Origin of the sequence: Sphingomonas sp. Ant H11 (assembly GCF_000797515.1) — a bacterium.
Classification (GTDB): Bacteria; Pseudomonadota; Alphaproteobacteria; order Sphingomonadales; family Sphingomonadaceae; genus Sphingomonas.
In genome coordinates this window covers 1-17,956 of sequence record NZ_JSBN01000111.1, presented here as the reverse complement: position 1 = coordinate 17,956, position 17,956 = coordinate 1, and the positions used below count along the sequence as shown (strand labels likewise).

At 67.0% G+C, this 17,956-nt stretch carries 14 protein-coding genes and 6 pseudogenes; 11 read left to right on the top strand and 9 right to left on the bottom strand.

The features are described 5' to 3' along the window. Together NW75_RS28405 and NW75_RS18015 are read left to right on the top strand one after the other, a co-directional pair. Positions 1-1,024, top strand: a pseudogene (locus NW75_RS28405) (M28 family peptidase); the annotation flags it as partial. After that, positions 1,011-1,861, top strand: a pseudogene (locus NW75_RS18015) (NAD(P)-dependent oxidoreductase). The pseudogenes NW75_RS28405 and NW75_RS18015, both read left to right, overlap by 14 nt. Here NW75_RS18015 and NW75_RS18010 read toward each other — a convergent pair. The 3 pseudogenes from NW75_RS18010 to NW75_RS18000 form a co-directional block, all read right to left on the bottom strand. Next, a pseudogene (locus tag NW75_RS18010) lies at positions 1,771-2,687 on the bottom strand (DMT family transporter). The pseudogenes NW75_RS18015 and NW75_RS18010 sit on opposite strands and share 91 nt — an antisense overlap. After that, positions 2,684-3,686 (bottom strand): annotated as a pseudogene (locus tag NW75_RS18005) (threonine aldolase family protein). The pseudogenes NW75_RS18010 and NW75_RS18005 overlap by 4 nt, the downstream one beginning before the upstream one ends. A 41-nt stretch (positions 3,687-3,727) precedes the next feature. Beyond that, a pseudogene (locus NW75_RS18000) lies at positions 3,728-5,871 on the bottom strand (transglycosylase domain-containing protein). Positions 5,872-6,084: 213 nt separating this feature from the next. Here NW75_RS18000 and NW75_RS17995 point away from each other — a divergent pair. From NW75_RS17995 to NW75_RS17985, 3 genes are read left to right on the top strand one after another with little or no spacing between them, the layout of a single operon-like run. After that, the gene (locus NW75_RS17995; RefSeq protein ID WP_033966586.1) at positions 6,085-6,675 is read left to right on the top strand and encodes an NADPH-dependent FMN reductase; all 591 of its coding nucleotides are present in this window, start codon (positions 6,085-6,087) and stop codon (positions 6,673-6,675) included. Continuing rightward, positions 6,668-7,861, top strand: a complete 1,194-nt coding sequence (locus NW75_RS17990) for a molybdopterin-dependent oxidoreductase (protein ID WP_137902465.1) — start codon at positions 6,668-6,670, stop codon at positions 7,859-7,861. Before NW75_RS17995 ends, NW75_RS17990 begins: the two co-directional genes overlap by 8 nt. Then, entirely contained in the window at positions 7,858-8,205 is a 348-nt protein-coding gene (locus NW75_RS17985) for a hypothetical protein (protein ID WP_033966582.1), read from the top strand. Before NW75_RS17990 ends, NW75_RS17985 begins: the two co-directional genes overlap by 4 nt. Here the strand turns inward: NW75_RS17985 and NW75_RS17980 are convergent. The 3 genes from NW75_RS17980 to NW75_RS17970 all read right to left on the bottom strand — a co-directional run bounded on the left by NW75_RS17980 (position 8,196) and on the right by NW75_RS17970 (position 11,358). Continuing rightward, positions 8,196-8,957 carry a sulfite exporter TauE/SafE family protein gene (locus NW75_RS17980; RefSeq protein WP_033966581.1) on the bottom strand — a complete coding sequence of 254 codons (762 nt, stop codon included), beginning with the start codon at positions 8,955-8,957 and terminating at the stop codon, positions 8,196-8,198. The genes NW75_RS17985 and NW75_RS17980 overlap by 10 nt on opposite strands. Before the next feature lie 194 nt (positions 8,958-9,151). Then, positions 9,152-10,360 (bottom strand): 23S rRNA (adenine(2503)-C(2))-methyltransferase RlmN, encoded by a 1,209-nt coding sequence (gene rlmN, locus NW75_RS17975; RefSeq protein ID WP_033966579.1) that lies wholly within the window; start codon positions 10,358-10,360, stop codon positions 9,152-9,154. A gap of 32 nt (positions 10,361-10,392) precedes the next feature. Next, a complete protein-coding gene (locus tag NW75_RS17970) occupies positions 10,393-11,358 on the bottom strand; it encodes an NAD(P)H-binding protein (protein WP_033966589.1) in 966 nt (321 codons plus the stop codon). Positions 11,359-11,447: 89 nt separating this feature from the next. On the opposite strand from NW75_RS17970, the gene NW75_RS17965 reads away from it, so the two are divergent. Beyond that, positions 11,448-12,338: a LysR family transcriptional regulator gene (locus NW75_RS17965; RefSeq protein ID WP_033966577.1), complete on the top strand. Its 891-nt coding sequence runs from the start codon at positions 11,448-11,450 to the stop codon at positions 12,336-12,338. On the opposite strand, the gene NW75_RS17960 is transcribed toward NW75_RS17965, so the two are convergent. Both NW75_RS17960 and NW75_RS17955 read right to left on the bottom strand, forming a co-directional pair. Further along, positions 12,328-12,810, bottom strand: coding sequence for a hypothetical protein (locus NW75_RS17960; protein ID WP_033966576.1), 483 nt, complete (start codon positions 12,808-12,810; stop codon positions 12,328-12,330). The two genes, NW75_RS17965 and NW75_RS17960, sit on opposite strands and share 11 nt — an antisense overlap. Beyond that, positions 12,807-13,393: pseudogene (locus tag NW75_RS17955) on the bottom strand (histidine phosphatase family protein). The gene NW75_RS17960 and the pseudogene NW75_RS17955 overlap by 4 nt, the downstream one beginning before the upstream one ends. On the opposite strand from NW75_RS17955, the gene NW75_RS27525 reads away from it, so the two are divergent. The 4 genes from NW75_RS27525 (at position 13,358) to NW75_RS17940 (ending at position 16,392) form a co-directional block, all read left to right on the top strand. Continuing rightward, the gene (locus tag NW75_RS27525) at positions 13,358-13,483 is read left to right on the top strand and encodes a hypothetical protein (protein ID WP_269430351.1); all 126 of its coding nucleotides are present in this window, start codon (positions 13,358-13,360) and stop codon (positions 13,481-13,483) included. The pseudogene NW75_RS17955 and the gene NW75_RS27525 overlap by 36 nt on opposite strands. Before the next feature lie 113 nt (positions 13,484-13,596). Then, entirely contained in the window at positions 13,597-14,274 is a 678-nt protein-coding gene (locus NW75_RS17950; protein ID WP_033966575.1) for an outer membrane protein, read from the top strand. Positions 14,275-14,420: 146 nt separating this feature from the next. After that, complete coding sequence (dnaN, locus tag NW75_RS17945) at positions 14,421-15,533, top strand: DNA polymerase III subunit beta (RefSeq protein ID WP_033966574.1); 1,113 nt, start codon at positions 14,421-14,423, stop codon at positions 15,531-15,533. Between the two features lie 79 nt (positions 15,534-15,612). After that, entirely contained in the window at positions 15,613-16,392 is a 780-nt protein-coding gene (locus NW75_RS17940) for a Coq4 family protein (protein WP_033966573.1), read from the top strand. Positions 16,393-16,675: 283 nt separating this feature from the next. Here NW75_RS17940 and NW75_RS17935 read toward each other — a convergent pair whose 3' ends face one another. After that, complete coding sequence (locus NW75_RS17935) at positions 16,676-17,242, bottom strand: carboxymuconolactone decarboxylase family protein (RefSeq protein WP_033966588.1); 567 nt, start codon at positions 17,240-17,242, stop codon at positions 16,676-16,678. A 99-nt stretch (positions 17,243-17,341) separates the two neighbouring features. Between NW75_RS17935 and NW75_RS17930 the strand changes: the two genes are divergently transcribed. Next, positions 17,342-17,956 (top strand): AAA family ATPase (locus tag NW75_RS17930; RefSeq protein WP_033966572.1); only part of this gene is annotated, 615 nt, incomplete at its 3' end.

The window sequence follows — 17,956 nt, the reverse complement described above, 5'->3', positions numbered from 1 at the left end:
TGGTGGTGCTGACGCGGGGTCCTCTGCCGGGGAACGGGGCGGGCTTCGACCGGCCGCGCACGACCTGGGCGCGCGCCAATGGCACGGGCGAGACCGTCGGCGCGCCGGTGCTGGCGACGCTCAGCGCGACCGGGGCGGCCAAGCTGTTCGCGGGCGCGAAGGCGCCCTGGAGCGATATCGTCAAAGCTTCAGCCGACCGCGAGGCGGTTCTCCGCGCGGAGCCGCTGGGCGTCAGCATGACGGTGTCGCTGAAGACGGCGTTCGAGGCGATGGGCAGCGGCAATGTCGCCGGGATGCTGCCCGGCAGCGACCCCAAGCTCGCCAAGGAGGTGGTCGTGCTGTCGGCGCATCTCGATCATCTCGCGTCGGGCGGCCCGATGCCAAGGGCGACACGATCTATAATGGCGCGGAGGACAACGCCGTCGGTATCGCCTCGCTGATCGAGGAAGCCAAGCGTTTCAAGGCTTCGGGCAAGCGCCCGCGCCGCTCGATCCTGTTCCTGGCAGTGACGGCGGAGGAGAAGGGGCTGGTCGGCTCCGACTATTTCGCCAAGCACCCGACCGTGCCGATCTCCAGCATCGTCGCCGACGTCAATCTCGATATGCCGATCCTGTCTTACGCCTTTGAAGACATGACGGTGTTCGGGGCCGATCGCTCAACCTTGGGGCCGATCGTCGCGCAGGCGGTCGGCACCTTGGGGGTGACGATGTCGCCCGATCCCGATCCGGCGCAGGGCATTTTCGTGCGCTCCGATCATTATCGCTTCGTCCAGCAAGGCGTGCCCTCGGTGTTCCTGTGGCCAGGGCAGAAGGGGCCGGGCAAGGCGGCGACGGCGGAGTTCTTCGCGCACCGCTATCACCAGCCGGCCGACGACCTGTCGCAGCCGATCGACTGGGCGCAGGGCATCCGCTTCGTCGATGCCAATTATGCGATCGCACGCGCGATTGCCGATGGCGATGCGCGGCCGCGCTGGAACAAGGGCGATTTCTTCGGGTTGCTGTACAATGGCTATGGGGCGAAGTGATGTGCGGCTGCTGATCTTCGGGCTTGGCTATACCGCGCAAGTGCTGGCGGCGCGGGTGCGCGGCGCAGGCGGGGTGGTGGTCGGCACCACGCGCGACGGGCGCGACGGTACGATCCGCTTCGATGATGGCGCGGCGGTTGCGCTGGAACTGGGCGCGGCGACGCATATCCTGTCCTCGGTGCCGCCTGCGGGCGAGATCGATCCGGTGCTGGTCACCTATGGCACAGCCCTGCGCGCGAGCGGGGCGTGGCTCGGCTACCTGTCCTCGACCGGGGTTTACGGCGATGCTGGCGGGGCGTGGGTCGATGAGAGCGCCGCGATCGGCAGCGGTCGCCGCAATGCGCGGGCCGAAGCCGATGCCGCGTGGCAGGAGATCGGCGCTGGGGTGTTTCGCTTACCGGGTATTTACGGTCCGGGGCGGTCGCCGCTGGATCGTGTCGCCAGCGGTATGGCGCACCGCGTCGATGTCGCCGACCAGGTGTTCAGCCGTTGCCATGTCGACGACATAGCCCGCGGGGTGATCGCGGGGTTTGCGGCCCCGCCCGGCGCGTACAATCTCGCCGACGATGTCCCGGCCAGCCAGAATGCGGTGGTGGCGTTCGCGGCGCGGCTGTTGGGGCTCGCCGCGCCTGCCTTCGTGCCGCTGGAGACGCTGTCGCCAATGCGCGCGGTTTCTATGCCGAGAATCGGCGGGTGGCCAACGGCAAGGCGAAGCGCGTGCTCGGCTGGAGACCGCTCTACCCCGATTACCGCGCGGGTCTGCGTGCCCTGAGCGCGATGATCAGGCCGCCGATCACCAGCGCCGCGCCTGCCCCGGCGAGCAGCGACCAGCGATAGCCCTCGAACAGGGTCGACAGGCACATGGCGATGACGGGGACGAGCACGCCCGAATAGGCCGCCTTGGCCGGGCCGATCACGCGGAGCACGCCGAAATAGAGCGGGAAGGCGATCGCCGAGGCGAACACGCCGAGATAGAGCGTGGCGGCGAGATAGGGTAAAGTCGGCTCGATCACCGGTGGCCCGGTCGTCACCCAGGCGAAGGCGGCGTCGAACGACGCGCCGATCAGCATGGCCACGCCGAGCGTCGGGATCATCGGATAGGCGCGCGCGGTGCGCGTGCCTGCATGACATTGGCGGTCGAGGCGGAGAAGATCGCCAGCGTGGTAAAGCCGATCCCGGTCATCACTTCGCCGGGACCATGCGGATCGATCCGCATTTCGCGCAGGAACAGGAGGGTGACCCCGACCATCGCCACGCCGACCCCGACGAGCAATTGCCGCCCGAGCCGCTGGCCGAGAAAAATGAGCCCGAACAAGGCGTTGGGCAACAGCATCAGCGCGAACACCACCGCCACCAGCCCGGAGGCGATATGCGCCTCGGCACGATAGACGAAATTGAAGTTGAGGCAGAATTGCATCAGCCCGAGCAAGGCGGCAAAGCCCCAGCCGCGCGCATCGAGCTGGACGCGCTCGCGTCGGACGGCGGCATAGCCGAGCATCACGATCCCGGCGATGAGGAAGCGATAGGTGACCGACCAGCTTGGCGGCACCACGCCCAATTGCCCGCGAATGACCAACCAGGTCGACCCCCAGATCAGCGTGACGATGCCGAACGGGATCAGGATCGCGAGACGGCTCGAATTGGGGGGCGGATCGCCGCTCAAAGCGCGGCGATCGCATCGGCGAGCGGGCGGATGTCCTCGGGGCGCTGATTCCACGAAACCACCAGTCGCGCTTCGCCCGGACCCCAGTCATAGAAATCGAAACCAAGTGCGCGCAGTGCCTCGGCCTCGGTGGCGGTGACGCGCAGGAACACTTCGTTCGCCTCGACCGGGTTGACCAGCCGGTCGCCCGCAGCCTGCGCCAGCAAGGCCGCCCCGGCATTGGCACCCCGCGCCAGATCGAGCCACAGATCGCCGTCGAGCATCGCCAGCAATTGCGCCGCGAGATAGCGGCCTTTGGACAATAGCAACCCGGCGCGCTTGCGGCGATAGAGCGTCGCGGCGGCAAGCTCGGGCTTGAAGAAGATCAGCGCCTCGGCGCTCATCCCGCCATTTTTGATAAAGCCGAAGCTCAGCGCATCGACCCCGGCACGCCACGTCACGTCGGCGGGGGCGCAGCCGAGATGCGCGACCGCATTGGCGAAGCGCGCACCGTCCATATGCAGGCCGAGCCCGCGTTCGCGCGCGAGATGGCCGATCGCGGCGACGTCATTGGGGGAGTAGACCAGCCCATATTCGGTGGCGTTGGTGATCGAGATGGCGTGCGGCTGGACCTGGTGGACGTCGGTGCGCGTCGCATCGAGCAGGGCGCGGATCGAATCGGGGGTCAGCTTCGCGCCCTCGCCCTCGGCCAGCAGTAATTTGGCACCGTGCGTGTAGAATTCGGGCGCGCCGGCTTCGTCATTCTGGATATGCGCGTCGCGGTGGCAGACGATCGCGCCATGCGGCGGGCACAGAGCGGCGAGCGCGAGGCAATTGGCCGCCGTGCCCGAGGGCACCCACAGCGCGCGAACCGGGGTTTCGAACAGCTCCGAAAAAACGCGCGTCGAGCTGCTTGCTCCAGCCGTCGCCGTCATACGCGGTGTCGAGCACATTGGCGTCGGCCATGGCAGCGAGGACGGTGGCGTGGACGGGGGCGGCATTGTCGGAGAAGAAGCGCATGGCACAGCAATGCGGGCGTGCTTGCCCGGCGTCAACCGGCGCTATTGGTCGTCGTTCGGATCACTCTGGTCGCGGCGCGGGGCGCGATCGTCGGGGGCATCGCGGCGGCGGTCGCGCTGGTCGGGCGGTGGCGCGAAGTCGATTTCGCCATTGCGCAACCGTATCCGTCCGACGCCCGGAATCTCGCCCTCGACCGGGGGAATCGCGCTGGGATCGAGGAAGTTTTCGAGCGCGTCGCCCAGCGAATTGCCCGCATCGGGATCGACTTCTTCGACCGGTTCCGGCGCGGCGGCGGGGCCGACGCCGAGCGCGGTCTGCATGAAATCGCGCCACACCCGCGCCGGAATGCCGCCGCCCGACAGCCCGGCATTGGGGGTGTTGTCGTCATTGCCGACCCACACGCCGACCACGAGCCCATTGGCGAAGCCGACGAACAGCGCGTCGCGGCTGTCCTGCGTGGTACCGGTCTTGCCATAGGTCTTGACCGACAGAGCGGCGGCGCGCCCGGTGCCCGTCTCGGCCGAGGCGGAGAGCAGATCGAGCATCTCGTCATGGATGGTGCCATCGAGCGAATGGGTGCGATCGGTGAGCGCGGCGATGATCCCGTGCTCCGCCGGAGCGGCCTCCAGCCCGTGTGCATGGACCGGATAGCGTTCGGCGAGAATCGCGGCATAAGCCGAGGTCAGTTCGAGCAGCGACATGCTCGACGTGCCGAGCGCGATCGTCGCTTCATTGGGGATGGGCGAGGTCACGCCCAAGTCGCGTGCCGCCTGGATGACGTTGGCGACGCCGACTTGCTGGGTGATCCGTGCTGCTGCCACGTTGGAGGAGCGCGCGAACGCCTGGCGCAGCGTGATCGGCCCGAGATAGCGGCCATCGGCGTTCTTGGGCGACCAATTGGCGATGGTGATGGGCTTGTCGTCGATTACCGAATCGGGCGTCAGGCCGTGGCGCATCGCCGCGAGATAGACGAACAGCTTGAACGCCGAGCCCGGCTGGCGCTGGGCTTGCGTGGCGCGGTTGAACGGGCTGTCGGCATAGGATTTGCCGCCGACCATCGCGACCACGCGCCCGTCCGGCCGCATCGCCACCAGCGCAACTTGCGCCTGGCGCAAGCCCGCACGCCGGACCGCATGTTCGGCGGCGCGTTGCAGGCGGCGGTCGAGCGTGGTCTGCACCGTCGTCTCCGTCGCGATCTCGCCCGCGCGGTCGCGCGCCTCGGGCAGTACCCAATCGGCGAAATAGGTGCCGTTGGGCAGCACCTGGGTATGGTCGGCGATCGGGCGCGCCGGACGGACCGTGGCGGCCTCTGCCTTATCGAGAAAGCCCGCATCGACCATCGCCGCGACGACCAAGGCGGCGCGATCGCGCGCGCCTTCAGGTTGATCGTGGGGGCGAGCTTGGATGGGGCCTTGACCAGCCCGGCCAGCATCGCCGCCTGGCCGATCGACAGATTTTCCGGCGTGCGCCCGAAATAATGCCGCGCGGCGGCGCGCAGGCCATAGACGTTGTCGCCGAAATAGACGTTCGACAGATAGCGCGACAGGATCTGGTCCTTAGTCAGCCACGCCTCCAGCCAGAAGGCGATCATCACTTCGCGAATCTTTCGCGCGGCGGTGCGATCCGAATCGAGAAAGGCGTTCTTGGCGAGCTGCTGCGTGATCGTGCTGCCGCCCTGGTCGCGCCCCTTGGAGGTGATGTTGTGGAAGAAAGCGCGGGTGATGCCGCGCGGATCGATCCCCCAATGCGTGCGGAAGCGCCGGTCCTCGATCGCCAGGAACGCGTTGGTGACGTTTTTGGGCAGCTTGGCGGCATCGACCGGTGCCCCCAGGATCGCGCCGCGCCGCGCGATCGGCGTGCCGTCATCGGCGAGCAGGGTGATGCTGGGCGGGGTCGGCGGCTGCAACGATTTCGACAAGGGCGCGGTGACCGCGAGCCAGCCGACCGCGAACACGAACAATACGATCAGCGCGGCGATGCCGCGCATGACCCAGCGCAGCCGGTTGGGCCGCTGCACCACCGGCAGGGTGGTCGTATAGCCGTCGTCCTCATCGGCGTAAGGCTCACCCTCGGCCTGGTAGCTCGGCCCCCCATGACGTTCGGGCGGCGGCATACCGCCGGTCAGCTCGAGCGCATCGTCCGCGCGCTGCGGCCGATCGGCCGGATCGAAGGGATAGGAACGCATGGACTAGATCCCGCTACACCGAAAGCGTGTGTTACTCATATAAAACAGATCGTGCAAGCAAGGGTCACGCATCGATGCCGGGTGTAGCAGCGCGGGGGGCAAGGCGCGAGGGGGAGCCGATCGGGCCCCAGTTGGCGATTGAGCCCGGCGCGCGCGCCCGCTATCGAACGCGGACCGTGGCCGTGTGCCGCCCCGCTGCGAAAGATTTCCCCGATGGCCGATTCCGCGCCCGATCTGCCCCTTGTCGTCGGGATTGGCGGCACGATCGGAGGGGTGTCCTCGACCGAGCGCGCGCTGGCGATCGCGCTGGACGCGGCGGCACGCGAAGGTTTTCGCACGCGCATGTTCGGCGGTGCCGACATGGCGCAGCTGCCGCTTTATGATCCAAGAGCGACGACGCGGACCCCGCAGGAGCGCGAGTTCGTCGATACCGTGCGGCAAGCCTCGGCGCTGATCATCGCCTCGCCCGGCTATCACGGCAGCATTTCGGGCGTGGTCAAGAATGCGCTCGACTTGCTCGAGGAAACCGCGCGCGATCCGCATCGTCCATATCTGGCCGATATGCCGGTCGGCTTGATCGCGACGGCCTATGGCTGGCAGGCGACGGGCAGCACCATCGCCGCGCTGCGCTCGATCGTCCATGCCCTGCGCGGCTGGCCGACGCCGTTCGCGGCGGCGGTCAACACGCAACTCACCAAATTCGATGCCGAGGGCGGCGCGAGCGACCCCGCCGTGATCGAACAGCTTTCGCTGGTCGGGCAGCAAGTCGCGCGCTTTGCGCCGCTGGCGATCCAGCATGGCTGAGTGGCTCCGCCAACCCATCGCGCGGCGCAGCGCGCTGACGCTCGGTGCGGGCGCACTGGCGAGCAGTCCGCTGTGGGCGCAATCCCTGGTCGATCTTGGCTTTTCGCAGGGCGATGGCCGCCGCCCGCTGACCGATGCTTTTCCGGGCAAGCGCGGCATGATCCTGCAGCGCGTGCGCGCGCCGCTGCTCGAAACGCCGATGGCGGCGTTTGACGGGGAATTGGGCGCATCGACCTTCACCCCGAACGACCGCTTCTTCGTGCGCTGGCATTATGCCGACATTCCGCTGTCGGTCGATGTCGACAGCTTCCGCTTGCAGGTCGGCGGGGCGGTCAAGCACCCGCTGTCGCTGAGCCTCAAGCAGCTACAGTCGCTGCCGCAAGTCGAGATCGCGGCGGTCAACCAATGTTCGGGCAATTCGCGTGGGGCTTTCGGTCCGCGCGTGGCGGGCGCGCAATGGGGCAATGGCGCGATCGGCAATGCGCTGTGGACCGGGGTGCGTTTGCGCGATCTGCTGGAACGTGCAGGCGTCGCGCCGGGCGCGGTGCAGGTGCAGTTTGCCGGGCTCGATCGTCCACCGGGCGATGCGCCGTGGTTCGCCAAGTCGCTGGCGATCGACCATGCCCGCGCCGACGAGGTGATCGTGGCGTACGGCATGAACGGTGCGCAACTCCCGCTGCTCAACGGCTTTCCGCTGCGGCTGATCGTGCCGGGCTGGTTCTCGACCTATTGGGTCAAGGCGCTTGACCGCATCACCGTGCTCGCCGCGCCCGACACCGGCTATTGGATGGACAAGGCCTATCGCATCCCGGCGACCCCGCGCGCAAACGTGGTGCCGGGGGCCAAGGATTTTCCGACCGTGCCGATCGGGCGGATGCTGCCGCGTGCCTTTTTCACGCGCGCCGATGTGGGCGCGGTGCGCGGCATCGCGCTGGGTGGGGCGGCTGGCGTGGCCAAGGTCGACTGGTCGATCGATGGCGGCAAGAGCTGGCATCCGGCGCAGCTTGGCCCCGATGCGGGGCGCTACGGTTTCCGGCGCTGGGCGGCTTCCGTCCCGCCGGGCGCGCAGACGGTGGCGGTGCGCACCACCAACACCAATGGTGAGACGCAACGCTTCGATCCGATCTGGAACCCCGGTGGCTATATGCGCAACAGCATCGAGACGATGAAGGTGACCCGGGCATGATGCGACGGCTTGGATCGATCGTCGCGCTGGCCGCAGTGGCGCTGCTGGCCGGGTGCGAGCGTTATGCCACGCCCGAGTCGCTGCGCGGCACGGGCGCGCCGATCGCGCTGACCTCGCAAAGCATCACTTTGCCCGACGAGACGGTGACGCTGCCCGCCAGTGCCGAGATCGTGACGGTCAACTGCACGGCGTGCCATTCGCCCGATTTGATCCTGAGCCAGCCCAAGCTCAAGCCCGAGCAATGGCAGGCCGAAGTGACCAAGATGCGCGGTGCCTATAAAGCGACGATCGATGAGAAGGACGACGGCAAGATCGTCGCGGCCTTGCTCGCACTTCAGAAATAGGCGCGCCAGAAAAACACCAAAGTGGTCGCGCCGGTGACGAACAAGGTCCAGCCGCGCACCACGCCGTGTGACAGGCGCTTGCCGATATGCGCGCCGATCCAGCCGCCGAAGACCGCGCCGACCAGCATCGGCAAGCACGCGGCCCAGGCGATCAGCCCGGCGAGGATGAAAATGATCGCGGCGGCGGCATTGGCGATGGCGAGCATCAAGGTGCGCGGCGCGAACAGGGCGCGCGGCGAAACGCCCGCGAGCAGGCCATAGACGGCGGTGGTCATCAACCCGACGCCGCCGCCGAAATAGCCACCATAAATGCCGAGCGCCGCCTGCACGACCACCAGCATGTGCGGCGTGATGGTGACGCGGCTGTGCAGCGCATCGGCGGCGCGTTTGCCGAAGGTGATGACGACGAAGGCGAACAGCAGCAGCCACGGGATCAGCAAGTCGAACACATGCGTCGGCGTCGCCCAGAGCAGCGCGCTGCCGGCCAGGCCGCCGACAAAGGTGATTGCGGCGAGCAAGCGGATGCGAACCCCGCCGATCGGCTGCAATTCGTCGCGAAACGCCCAGGCGCTGGTCGCGGCCCCCGGCAACAAAGCGAGGTTGGAGGTGGCGTTGGCGGTGTTGGCAGGCAGGCCGAGCGCGATCAGCGCGGGCAGCGTGGCGAAGGTGCCGCCGCCCGCCAGCGCGTTCATCGCGCCGCCTAGAAGGCCCGCGCCTGCAGCGAGGCCGATTGTCGTCAGATCCACCGTCATTCCGTCATGCCGGGCTTTGTCCCGGCATCGACCGTGCCGCACATTCCGCCAGACCGGTTTGTGACGCGCGCGACCGGGCGAGGCAAGGTGTGCAGCTCGCTGACCTCCGCCGTGCTCCTGCGCTGGCAGGAGCCCAGGGCTGCAAGCGCCACGCCCGTAACCCTGGGTTCCTGCCAGCGCAGGAACACGGGGGGTTAACCCAGCGCCGCCTGCTTTTCCTCGGCCAGCCGGTCGAGCTCGGCGCGGGTCCGCTTTTCGCTGGCGGTTTTCAGCTGCCCGCAGGCGGCATCGATGTCGCGTCCACGCGGGGTGCGCACCGGCGCGCTGATGCCGGAATCGAACACGATGTTGGAGAAGGATTTGATCCGCTCGGGCGTCGAACATTCATAGGGCGCGCCGGGCCAGGGGTTGAACGGGATCAGGTTCACCTTGGCGGGCAGATCGTATTTCTTCAGCAGCCGCACCAGCTCGCGCGCATCGGCGTCGCTGTCATTCTTGTCCTTGAGCATCACATATTCGAAGGTGATGCGCCGCGCATTGTTGGCCCCCGGATAATCCGCGCACGCTTGGAGCACCTGCTCGAGCTTGTACTTGCGGTTGATGGGGACGATCTCGTCGCGGATCTCGTTGGTGACGGCGTGAAGCGACACCGCGAGGTTGACCGAAATCTCTTCGCCCGCGCGCGCCATCAGCGGCACGACGCCGCTGGTCGACAGCGTGATGCGGCGGCGTGACAGGCCGATGCCGTCGCCATCCATCACGATCTTCAGACCATCGCGGACATTGTCGAAATTGTAGAGCGGCTCGCCCATGCCCATCATCACGATGTTGGTGAGCATCCGCCCCTCGGGCTGGCTCGGCCATTCGCCCAGCGCGTCGCGCGCGAGCATCACTTGCCCGACAATCTCGCCCGGCGTCAGGTTGCGCACCAGCCGCATCGTGCCGGTGTGGCAGAAGCGGCAGTTGAGCGTGCAGCCGACCTGGCTCGACACGCACAAAGTGCCGCGATCGGCGTCGGGGATGAACACCATCTCATAATCATTGCCGTCATCGGTGCGCAGCAGCCATTTGCGCGTGCCGTCGGTCGACACTTGCGCCTCGACCACTTGCGGGCGGCTGATCGTGAACCGCTGTTCCAGCCAGGGCTGCATGGCCTTGGAAATGTCGGTCATCAGCGCAAAATCGGTGACGCCGCGATTGTAGATCCAATGCCACAATTGCTTGGCGCGCAATTTCGCCTGTTTGGGGTCGAGCTGCGAAGTTTCCAGCGCCAACCGCAAATCGGCCTTGGACAGGCCGAGCAAATCGATTCGCCCGTCGCTGCGAGGCACCAGCGCGCGCGGCACGGGTACGGGATCGATATGCCCCGGAATGGGCATGGAGAGGGCTGGAGCTGTCTGCATCCGGGGCACATAGGCTAAAATGCCCGCTTTTTCTACTCCCGCCGATTTTCGTGCGGCAGGCAGCCGAGCGCGCGCAGCGTCGTGGCCATCGCCTGGTCGAGCGGGGTGTGCGGTTCCGCGCCCAATAGTGCCACCAGATCGCGATGGTCGAGCGCGAGCGGGTTGCGCCAGAAGGTGCGCATCTCGATCAATTCGCGCATGGTCGCGTTGAACGGTGCGATCAGCGGCAGCAGCGCCCAGGGCATCCGCCGCACGGGCAGCGCAGGATTGCCGACGGCGTGGCGGATGGCACCTGGGAACAGCGTGCCGTCGGGGTCGTAATAGCCCGCGAAATGATAGCGCGCGAAATCCGGCAGCGTGGCGTCCCGGTCGAGCAATTGCGCGAAGGTCTCGCCGACATCGGGCAGATAGGCCCAGCTATGGCCGATGCCGCGATCGCCGGGATAGGTGATGGCGGTAACCGGCTTGCCCGGGGTGACCATGCCCTGTGACAGCCAACTGCCACCCGGGCGCGGCCCGAAAAAGTCGCCAGCGCGCAGGATGACAGCGCGCATTCCGCCGCGACAGGCCGCTTCGATGCGCTGTTCCATCGCGACGCGGATGGCACCTTTGCGCGTCACCGGCTGCTGCGGAGAGTCCACCATGGCGACGGCGATGGTGCCGACATCGTAATTGTAGATCGTGCCTGGCAAGGCGAGCCGCGCGCCCACCGCCTGGGCCGCGGCGATGCTGTTGTCGAGCATTGGCAGCACCAGCCTGCTCCAGTTGCGATAGCCGGGCGGGTTGACCGCATGGACGATCGCATCGACGCCGTGTGCGGCATCGAGCACGGCGGCGGCGTCCATCGCGTCGCCGGCGAGCCAGGTGATGCCAGGCTGCGCGGCGCGCGGCGTTCGTGTCAGCGCGCGCACTTGCCAGCCGTGCGCGATCAACGCCCGTGCGGTTTCCCCGCCGACGCCGCCATTGGCACCCAAGATCAAAGCCGTTTTGTAGGTCATCTGCGCCTCCTGTTGCTGCGACATGGAGATACGCGCCCAGGGGGTTGTCGAAAATTGGCAAGAACTGCCAGGCCGCCTATACAAAAATGATGAGCATCGACTCGATCGACTGGGAGCGTCAGCGCGCCTTTCTGGCGGTGCTGCGGACGGGCAGCCTGTCCGGCGCGGCGCGGCTGCTGGATATCGCCCAGCCGACGGTGCGGCGGCGGATCGCCGAGCTGGAGGCGGCGACGGGGGCAGCGCTGTTCACCCGCACACCGGGCGGGTTGCAGCCAACCGAGGCAGGCCGCGCGGTGGCGGGCCATGCCGAGGCGATGGACCATGCCGCCGCCGCCTTCGCCCGCGCGGCGAGCGTTTCGGCCGAGGTCGCCGGGCGCGTGCGCATCTCGGCGAGCGAGATCATCGCGGTCGAAGTGCTGCCGCCGATCCTTGCGGGGTTACAACGTGCGCATCCGGGCTTGATGATCGACTTGTCGCCGACCAACCGCAATGAGGATGTCTTGCGGCGCGAGGCCGATATCGCGGTACGCATGGTCCGCCCGACGCAAGACGCGCTGGTCGCACAGCGCGTCGGCGATGTGCCGCTCGGCCTGCACGCGCGGCGCGACTATCTCGCCCAGTACGGGACGCCGGACAGCGTTGCCGAGCTCGCCGGGCATCGCATCATCGGCGTGGAGCATGACAATGCCATCTTGCGCGGGATGCGGGCGCAAGGCTGGCCGATCGACGTCGAGCGTTTCGGCTTTCGCAGCGATAACGACCTGGCCCAGCTCGCGGCCATTCGCGCAGGCCTGGGAATCGGTTTTTGCCAGATCGGGCTGGCGGCGCGCGATCGCGATCTTGTGCGGGTCTTGCCCGATACCGTAGCGGTGGCGCTCGACACCTGGGTCGTTGCGCATGAGGATCTGCGTGGCGTTGCGCGGATCCGGGCAACCTTCGATCATCTTGTCGCGGGCCTGCGCGCCTATATCAGCGCCTGAGGCAGCCGAGCGATGCCGCGTCGATGGCGGTTGCGGCTCCGCGCAGCGCATAGACATCGGCAAAGGGCGCACCGCTTTTGGCGAGCGTCTCGACACTCATGCTGCGGCTGGAGCGAATCGCGGTGACGATCGCGGCATCGGTGCGCGCATCGGGGGCCCAGGCGTCGGCATTGCCCGCGACCAGATCGAAGCGCCGCTCGCCCACCGACAGCGTGACGCGCGATTGCGGATTGCGTTCGCGGCTGAGGCGGATGTGGAGCTGGTTGCGCACGCCTTGCCCCGGCCAGGTGGCGATGCTGGCAAAGGGGCGCCAGGCGGACGCTCCGCCCGATTGCGCCGGGGCGGCGATCGCGTAGCAGCGCAGCGGAGAGGGATCGGTAAAGGCCCCCCAGCGATCGAACACGCCAAGCGACTCCCGCGCGGCGGCGGGGGCGGCGAGCAGGACCAGCAAAACCGCCACCCGGCGCTTCATGCAGGCGCGTGCCCCAGGCCGAGATGCACCACGCTTTCGATGCCGCGATCGATCATCACGACCGACCCCTGTGGCAGGCCGGGCGCTGCGGGTGCGCCATAACCGGGTGTGTCCGCAGCGTTCGTCATCACCCCGCGCAGTACCCGGCTGGAAATGCCGTGCATGATGACGAGCCGGTCGCCATGATCGGCGGCGGTATCCGCCAGCCAGCCGGACACGCGCGCCGCAATTTCGGGATAGGTTTCGCCATCGGGTGCGGGAAACAGCAGGCCGGCATCCCGATCGACCACGCGCGCACCCTCTGCCGCGAGATCCGCGTAATAGCGTCCGCCCCACGCGCCATGTCGATTTCGACGAGCCGCGAATCGGTACGCGCCGCATGCCAGTCGAGTTCGAGATGCTCGGCGATCACCGCGAGCGTCTGCAACGCGCGTCCGGTGGGGGAGGCCCATAGCGTCAGCGGCGGGCGCGGCCCCAATTTTTCCCGCAGTGCCCGTCCCATTTCGTCGGCCTGGGCAAAACCGGCACGGGTGAGGGGGGTATGGGCATGGTCGCCCTGCAACCGTCCGGCGGCGTTGAACACCGTTTCACCGTGGCGGGCGATGAAATCGCGGCCCTTTCGTGGCGGCATCTGGGCGTTGGAATCCATGGCCTGCCTTTCAACCCCGTGTGACGCAAAAGCAACGGTTTTCCTCGTTGTCTGAGGTTCATGCAACTCCCCGCCGGGCTGCCTATTTGAGGGTTCCCCACGCAATACCAGTGGGATGTACCAACGGAGTTACCCTAATGCGCAAGCTAGCCCTCACCGCCACCGTTGCCGCTTTCGGCCTCGGCCTGGCCGCCCCCGCCTTCGCTCAGGACGGACCCCCGCCGTCGCGCGACGATGCAACCTTCACCGGCCCCCGCGTCGGCGTGATCCTTGGCTATGACAAGCTGCAGCCGGGCCGCGGTCCCAATTCCAGCATCAGCAGCGACCGCAAGGCCGATGGCCTGACCTATGGTGGCGATTTCGGCTATGACGTGGCGCTCAACCGTTTCGTGATCGGTGCCGAAGGTGAAGTCACCGGCTCGACCGGCGATGTCAGCAACGCACCGACCAGCGCCGCCGCGCTCGGCTATGGCCGCGTCAAGCAGGGCCGCGACCTGTATGCCGGTGCCCGCATCGGCTATGTCGTCGCACCGAAGACGTTGATCTACGCCAAGGGCGGTTACACCAACGACCGTCTCGACTTGACCGCCAACAACGGCACCACCACGACCGGCGCGCACTATAACCTCGACGGCTATCGCGTCGGTGCCGGTGTCGAGCAGAAGATCGGCCGCACCACCTACGCCAAGCTCGAATATCGCTATTCCAACTATGGCGATGCGCGGCTGGAATATGCCAATGGCGGCAACACCAACAATTTCAGCGTCGACACCGACCGTCATCAGGTCGTTGCCGGGCTGGGTGTCCGCTTCTGATGCAAGCTGCCTGTTTGCAGGCGTAAAACGGGGGTCGGGGCGCTTGCCCGGCCCCTTTTATGTTTAAGGAAAGAGACACGGCGAATTGCCCCCGGCGCGTACGCGTCCGGCGGGAGTGAAGTGGGCGATGGGCCCGGGGGAACGACATGAAGGCGACGATCGAACGGGCGACTCTGTTGAAGGGCTTGAGCCACGTCCAATCGGTGGTGGAGCGGCGTAACACCATTCCGATCCTCTCCAACGTGCTGATCGAGGCGACGGCCGAGGGCGGCCTGAAGCTGATGGCGACCGATCTCGATCTCCAGATCAACGAGACCGTTGCCGCCGCAGTCGACCAACCCGGTGCGACCACGGTGTCGGCGCACACGCTGTTCGACATTTGCCGCAAGCTGCCCGAAGGCAGCCAGGTGTCGCTCGCCGCCGCCGACGGCAAGCTGACGATCATGGCCGGGCGCGCCAAATTCCAGCTCGGCACGCTGCCGCGCGACGATTTCCCGGTGATCGCCGAGGGCGAGCTGCCGGTGTCGTTCGAACTGCCCGCCGAGACGCTGAAGCAGATCATCGACAAGACGCGCTTCGCGATTTCGACCGAGGAAACGCGCTATTATCTGAACGGCATTTTCTGGCACGTGTCGGAAGACCCGCTGCCGGTGCTGAAAGCCGCCGCGACGGACGGCCACCGCCTGGCGCGCATCACCATGCCGCGGCCCGAGGGGGCGGAGGGGATGCCCGATATCATCATCCCGCGGAAGTGCGTGGCCGAGTTGCGCAAGCTACTCGACGAAGTCGACGGGTCGGTCGGCGTGTCGATGTCGGCGACCAAGATCCGCTTCGATCTCGGCCAGGCGCTGCTCACCTCCAAGCTGATCGACGGGACCTTCCCCGATTATTCGCGCGTCATTCCGACCGGCAATGACAAGATCCTCAAGATCGACCCGCGCAGCTTCGAGGAAGGCGTCGACCGTGTCAGCACGATCGCGACCGAGAAGACGCGCGCGGTGAAGATGGCGCTCGACCGCGACAAGATCATCCTCTCGGTCACCAGCCCCGAAAATGGCACGGCGGCGGAAGAAGTGCCGGGCGAATACACTTCGATGGGCTTCGAGATCGGCTTCAACAGCCGCTATCTGCTCGACATTCTCGGCCAGCTTCAGGGCGACACGATCGAAGTGCATCTGGCCGACGCCGCTGCGCCGACGCTGATCCGCGAGAATGACAAGTCTGCCGCGCTGTATGTGCTGATGCCGATGCGAGTGTGAGGGACGCCTCCACCTAAAGGCCGATTGACGTAGCGGCACCCGATCTTTATTGACATGCATGTCAGCAAGGATCGAGTCGATGGCCAAGCTTCCGCCTTTTCCGGGTACGACCGGGCGTCGCGACTGGCGCACCGCCTTTGATGCCATTCGCAAGCTGCTCGCCAATGGCGACGACACGACGCAGGTGTTCCGCATCATGCGCGCGCTGAATGTCGGCAACGCGCCGATGAATTACGCGCGGTTGATCGCCACCACGCAGGGCGGGCGGCTGGCTTCCGAGCAGGTCGAGCTGGCGGCGCGCTTTTCCGATCCGGCCTTTGTCGCGCAATTTGGGCCTGGCACGGTCGGTGCGGCGTATCGCCACTTTCTGGAAACAACCGGCTATTCCGCCGACGGGCTGGTCGCGGTCAGCAAGGTAATCAACGAAGATCAGGTTCAGCATCCTTATGCGTGGTTCGGTCGTCGCGTGCGCGACACGCATGACATCTGGCATGTGCTGACTGGCTATCAGGCCGATGAATCGCTCGGCGAAGCATGCCTGGTGGCGTTCAGTTATGCGCAGGTCGGCGGGCTCGGCTGGGCGTTCATCGCGGTGGCGGCGGCGCTGAAGAGCCTGAAGGCGACCGGCAACACGCTGTTCGCCCGCGCGGTGTGGGAAGGTTATCGTCACGGTCGCCGCGCGCAGTGGCTGTCGGGCGAGGATTATGAAGCCTTGCTGGCGGAGCCGATTGACGCGGCGCGCGCACGGTTGGGAATCGCGACGCCGACGGCCTATCTGAAGGCGCAGCGCGAGCTGGGGCCGGAGATGGCCTCTTATCTCAGCCAGCGGCGTGGTGACGCGGCACCGGTTGCTGCCTGATTCGATCACGATCGCGTTTCAAACGAATCGTACCCTGCGCCCCCGTTCGCCCTGAGCCTGTCGAAGCGCCCCTCCGCAGGCGACATCCTCGCTTGTGGGGGGGCTTCGACAGGCTCAGCCCGAACGGTGTGGGGGAGGCGGTGGCGGCCACTTCCCCCCGTTCGCCCTGAGCTTGTCGAAGGGCACCCCTCCACCCCGTGAGCGCTGCGCTTGCGGAGAGGGGCCCCTCGACAATCTCATCCTGAACGGAATTTCGGGTATCCCCCTCTAAAACCCAGCGGCTCTAATCCCGCTCAGGCACCGGCACGTTGAAGCCGTTGAGCGTCATCGACACCAACGCATACAGCCCGACCAGATAGATCAGCTCATTGGTGCCGTGCTGGCCGAAGGTGTGCACCGCGAGCCGGTAGCACGGCTCGGGCAGCACCCCGCCATTGACCAGCGCAAAGGCCACATCATAGGCGACGCTCTCTTGCGGAGAGAGGTCGTGCGGCTTGATGTTGGCGCAAAGCTCGGACAGGCGCTGCGGCGACATCTGCTCATGCTCGGCGACCGCAATGTGCGCGTAGATTTCATAGGCCGCATCGAAATGCGCGCCGCACACCAGGATGGCGATCTGGCGCGGCTTGTCGTCGAGCGTCGCTTGCGCGGTCATCGCCTTGGTCAGCTCCCACACCGCCTTGCCGATCACCGGCTCGTGCAGCCACGGATTCCACGGGCCGATCAGCGCGCCATCGGCATTGACCGTCTTGAACACGTTGAAATTGGAGGCGATGCCCGCCTTCATGTCTTCGTAGAGCGGCTTTTGCTGCTCGGTCAGGTCGGCGGGGGTGATCAGGGGCAAGCGCATCGACGGTCTCCTTCGGCGCGGCAGCGCACCAGCGCCGCCTTGGTTCCTGAAAGCTGCGCGGAAATTGCGAAAGCTGCGCGACAGGGTAGAGCGGACGCGATGCTCACGCGCCTGGTCCTGACCGATTTCCGCAACCATGCCGATCTGGCGATCGCGCCGGGGCCGGGCTTTGTCGTGCTGACGGGCGAAAATGGCGCGGGCAAGACCAATGTGCTCGAAGCCGTATCGCTGCTCGCGCCGGGGCGGGGCTTGCGCCGTGCGAGCCTGGGGGAAATGGCGCGGCAAGGCGGGCGTGGCGGTTTTGGCGTAGCGGCGGAGCTGGTCGGCGACGTTGCGATCGCGACCGGCACGCAGGCAGCCGCCCCCGAACGCCGGATCGTGCGCGTACAAGGCGCGGCGGTGGCGGCGACGGCGCTGGCGGAATGGCTCACGGTCTTGTGGCTGACCCCGGCGATGGACCGGTTGTTCGTTGAGCCGGCGGGCGAGCGGCGGCGTTTTCTTGACCGGCTGACGCTGGCGCTCAGTCCCGGCCATGCCATCCACGCCAATCGCTATGAAGCCGCGATGCGCGCGCGCAATCGCTTGCTGGGGGAGGAGGGCCCGCCCGACCGCGACTGGCTGGCCGCGCTGGAGGCGCAAATGGCCGAGCACGGCGCGGCGATCGACGCGGCGCGGCGCACGACCGTGGTGTCACTTGGCGAACGGCTGGCCGAC